The 3,903-nt window shown below is 61.4% G+C and carries 4 protein-coding genes; 3 read left to right on the top strand and 1 reads right to left on the bottom strand.

The genetic code is table 11. From position 1 onward, the window contains the following. The 3 genes from A2I95_RS27270 to A2I95_RS27280 all read left to right on the top strand — a co-directional run. Positions 1–376 (top strand): M24 family metallopeptidase (locus A2I95_RS27270; protein ID WP_291734948.1); only part of this gene is annotated, 376 nt, incomplete at its 5' end. Positions 377–389: 13 nt separating this feature from the next. Beyond that, positions 390–1,145 carry an aspartate/glutamate racemase family protein gene (locus A2I95_RS27275; protein WP_291734951.1) on the top strand — a complete coding sequence of 252 codons (756 nt, stop codon included), beginning with the start codon at positions 390–392 and terminating at the stop codon, positions 1,143–1,145. Between the two features lie 142 nt (positions 1,146–1,287). After that, on the top strand, positions 1,288–2,859 hold the full coding sequence (locus tag A2I95_RS27280) for an alkaline phosphatase family protein (protein WP_291734952.1): 1,572 nt from the start codon (positions 1,288–1,290) through the stop codon (positions 2,857–2,859). An 84-nt stretch (positions 2,860–2,943) separates the two neighbouring features. Here the strand turns inward: A2I95_RS27280 and A2I95_RS27285 are convergent. Further along, positions 2,944–3,903: calcium-binding protein (locus A2I95_RS27285; RefSeq protein ID WP_291734954.1), on the bottom strand; the 960-nt coding region annotated here is incomplete at its 5' end.

Raw genomic sequence — 3,903 nt, forward strand, 5'->3', positions numbered from 1 at the left:
CGGCCGCGCCGACGATCTGTCGCGCCGCGCCTATGACGTGCTGTGGCGGGCGACCGAGGCCGGGATTGCAGCTGCCAAACCCGGCGCCACCTGCCGCGGCCTGTTCCAGGCGATGCAGACGGTGATTGCCGAGATGGACGATCAGGGTGGCGATGTAGGGCGGCTGGGCCATGGGCTGGGAATGCAGCTGACTGAATGGCCCTCGCACGCGGGTTTTGACGGGACGGTGATTGAAGAGAACATGGTGCTGACGCTGGAGCCTTCGCTGGGGTACGGTGACGGCAAGATCATGGTGCATGAGGAAAACATCGTAGTGCGCGCTGGTGGTGCCGAACTGCTGACAACCCGCGCCGCGCCTGAACTGCCGGTGATCTGAAGGAGGACCCGCGATGAAACTTCCCTATGATACGGACGCCGGCATTGGCACCCGCGCGACCCTTGGTGTGATCGTGCTGGAAACCGACGAGACGCTGGAACCGGAATTCTCCCGGATGATGGCGCAAGAGGACATCGCGCTTTATCACAGCCGGATCCCGATGGTGCCGGAAATCCGTCCCGAGACGCTGGCGCAGATGCAGGCTGATCTGCCGGTCTCGGCGCGGCTGTTCCCGTCTTCGCTGGACTTTGATGTGGTCGGCTATGGCTGCACCTCGGCCTCGACCGTGATCGGCTCGGCCAAGGTTGCGGAAGCGGTGCAAACGGTCTTACCCAAGGCCAAGGTGACAGACCCGCTGGCGGCGATCATCGTGGCTGGCAAGGCATTGGGCGTGTCCCGGCTGGGGTTTGTCACGCCGTACCTGCCTGAGGTTTCCGCACAGATGCGGGCGAAGCTGGAAGAGGCGGGGTTTGCAATTGCAGGCTTTGGCTCGTTTGAGGAAATGGACGACCGGGTGGTGGCGCGGATCACCGAGGCGGCCATTGCGGACGCCGCCAAACAGGTTGCCAAGGCAGAAGATTGCGATGCCATCGTGATTTCCTGCACCAATCTGCGCTGCCTGCAGATCATTCCGGAAATCGAAGCGCAGGCCGGGGTGCCGGTGATCTCCAGCAATCAGGCGCTGGCCTGGCACATGCTGCGCCTCTCTGGCGTTACGGATTCTCAGCCGCAATTCGGCAGGTTGTTCACCCGGGGTCTGACCGCCTGATAGATACAATTGTGTGGGATTTGTCAGCTGACAATTTTGCTGTTTGCATCCTGCAGCGCGGCGCGATCGGCGCTTGTAATCCGCGCGCAGATCGCGACAGATTGCCAGTCGTGATCTGTTTTGTGCCTGCAAGGATGCCCGGATGCCTGCCACCCGTCCCCAGACCCGCCCCGCGACCCGCAATGTCCTGTTCATCATCATTGACCAGCTGCGCGCGGACTGCGTGTTCGGCGCTATGGCGGAACATGTGGAGCTGCCGAACATCCGCGCTTTCATGAAGGATGCGGTGTCGTTCAAACGGCATTTCTCGGTCACCAATCCCTGCGGGCCGTCGCGGGCGTCAATCCTGACCGGGCAGTACGCGATGAATCACCGGTCGGTCCGCAATGGCACGCCGTTGCGTCATGACACGCCGAATGTCGCCACTGAAATGCGCAAGGCAGGCTATATGCCGATGCTGTTCGGCTATACCGATACCTCGCAGGACCCGCGGGCATTCAACGCCAATGACCCGGCGCTCAGGACCTATGAATTCCCGATGAACGGGTTTCATGAGATGACCGAAATGCGGATGGAAATGTCCTATCCTTGGCAGTCGCATCTGATGAATCGGGGCTATGAATTCGAAAACTATTGGGATGTTTACAAGCCGGTGTCCCCCGATGGCAGTGCGCCCAGGCTGAACGATCCGGCGCTATACGCCGCTGAAGACAGCGATACAGCGTTCCTGACCAACTCGTTTCTGGGCAAGATGACCGCCTACCACAAGCAAAGCTGGTTCGCGCATCTGACCTATATCCGCCCGCATCCGCCGCTGGTGGCGCCGGCCCCCTACAACACCATGTATGACTCCGCCTCGCTGCCGCTGCCGGAGCGGCTGGCGACACCGGATGCGGAATGCGAACAGCATCCGTTCTTTGATCCGGTACTGCGCAAGAGCGCGATTGCGGGGTTCGTCGAAGGTTTCCCGGATCTTGAGCCGACGGATGACAACATCCGCACCCTGCGCGCGGTCTATCTGGGGCTCGCGAGCGAAGTGGACCATCATGTCGGGCGGGTGATCCAATTCCTGAAAGACACGGGCCAGTATGACAACACCATGGTGGTGATCACTGCTGACCATGGCGAAATGCTGGGCGACCGGCACTCCTGGGGAAAGATGACGGTCTATGACGCCGCCTATCACACGCCGCTGATCATCCGGATGCCAGGCAATGAAGGCAACGCAGGGGCCTGTCTCACCCACATTTCCGAATCCATTGATGTGACGCCGACCATTCTGGACTGGGCCGGACAAGAGATCCCGAATTCAATGGACGGGCGGTCTTTGCTGCCGCTGTTGCAAGGAGAGACTCCGCAGGATTGGCGGCAATATTCCTTTTCGGAGCTGGATTTTTCGGAGCCGCTGAAGCCGACGCTATGGCAGCAGGCGCTAGGCACATCGCCAAGCGAGAGCTGCCTGGGTATCCTGCGGGACGAGCGGTTCACCCTGGTCGAGTTCGCCGCTGATCTGCCGCCGATGCTGTTTGACAATGAAGGGCAGGGGGAGCTGGAGAATGTGGCCGGGCAGCCGGAGTATGCCGCGGATCTCAACCGGCTGACCCGGAGGATGCTGCGGCACCGGATGAAAAACATGGATCACACGCTGTCGCTGATGTCGATCACCCCGGATGGCGCGCGCGGCGTGGCCCGGTTTCCGCAGCGGAAATCCTGATCGCAGCCTTCTGCAGGTTGCAACGAGAAAAAACAGACGCCCGCCCCCCTTGCCGGAGACCGGGCGTCTGTTGCCACGCGGGCCTTAGATGAACCAGTCTTCGGTCAGCTCGGCACTTGACCTCACCCCTTTCAGATAGGTGATCTGAAACGCGTCCTCGCCGCCCGCACCGTCAGCATCATACTCCAGCCAAACCGCACGGCTGTCGCTGAGGCTCAGGCTGCCGGTGGACAAGGCGTCGTCAAGATTGGTGCCCAGATCCTGAAGCAGCCCGTCGATGTCCAGCAAGTCCCCATCGCTCAGCTTGAAATCGCTGATGGTGTCCCCTGCGTCCTCGGCCGCGGTAAAGACAAACACATCGGCATCCTTGCCGCCTTTGAGGAGGTCCGCCCCGGCGCCGCCTTGCAGCCGGTCCAGGCCGGATCCGCCATCGAGCGTGTCAATTCCAGCACCGCCCAAAAGCGCATCGTCTTCCGAACCGCCCCTGATCTTATCGGAGCCGTTGCCGCCGCTGAGGCTGTCATCCCCTTTGCCGCCATCCAACTTGTCATTTCCTGCGCCGGCCGACAGCGTGTCATCGCCATTGCCGCCTTTCAGCTGGTCGCTGCCGCTGCCGCTGCTGAGCATGTCATTGCCATCGCCGCCATCAGCCTTGTTATTGCCGTTGCCAGCCGAAAGCGTGTCATCCCCGAGGCCGCCCTTCAGTTTATCGGTGCCTGCGCCGCTGGTGATCTGGTCGTTCCCGTCACCGCCATCCAGCTTATTGTTTCCATCGCCGGCGTAAATCGTGTCGTCGCCCCCGCCGCCTTTAATGTTGTCCTGTTCGCTGCCGCCGGACAAGCTGTCATCGCCGGCACCGCCGTCCAGCCTATTGTCTCCATCGCCGGCAGACATCGTATCGTTGCCTTCGCCGCCTGACAGCTTGTCTTTGCCGCTGCCTGAGGTGAGGACATCATCACCGCTGCCGCCATCCAGCTTGTTGTTGCCATCACCGGCAGACATGGTGTCGTCGCCATCGCCGCCTGACATTTTGTCATTGCCGCT

Source organism: Leisingera sp. F5, assembly GCF_001593695.1.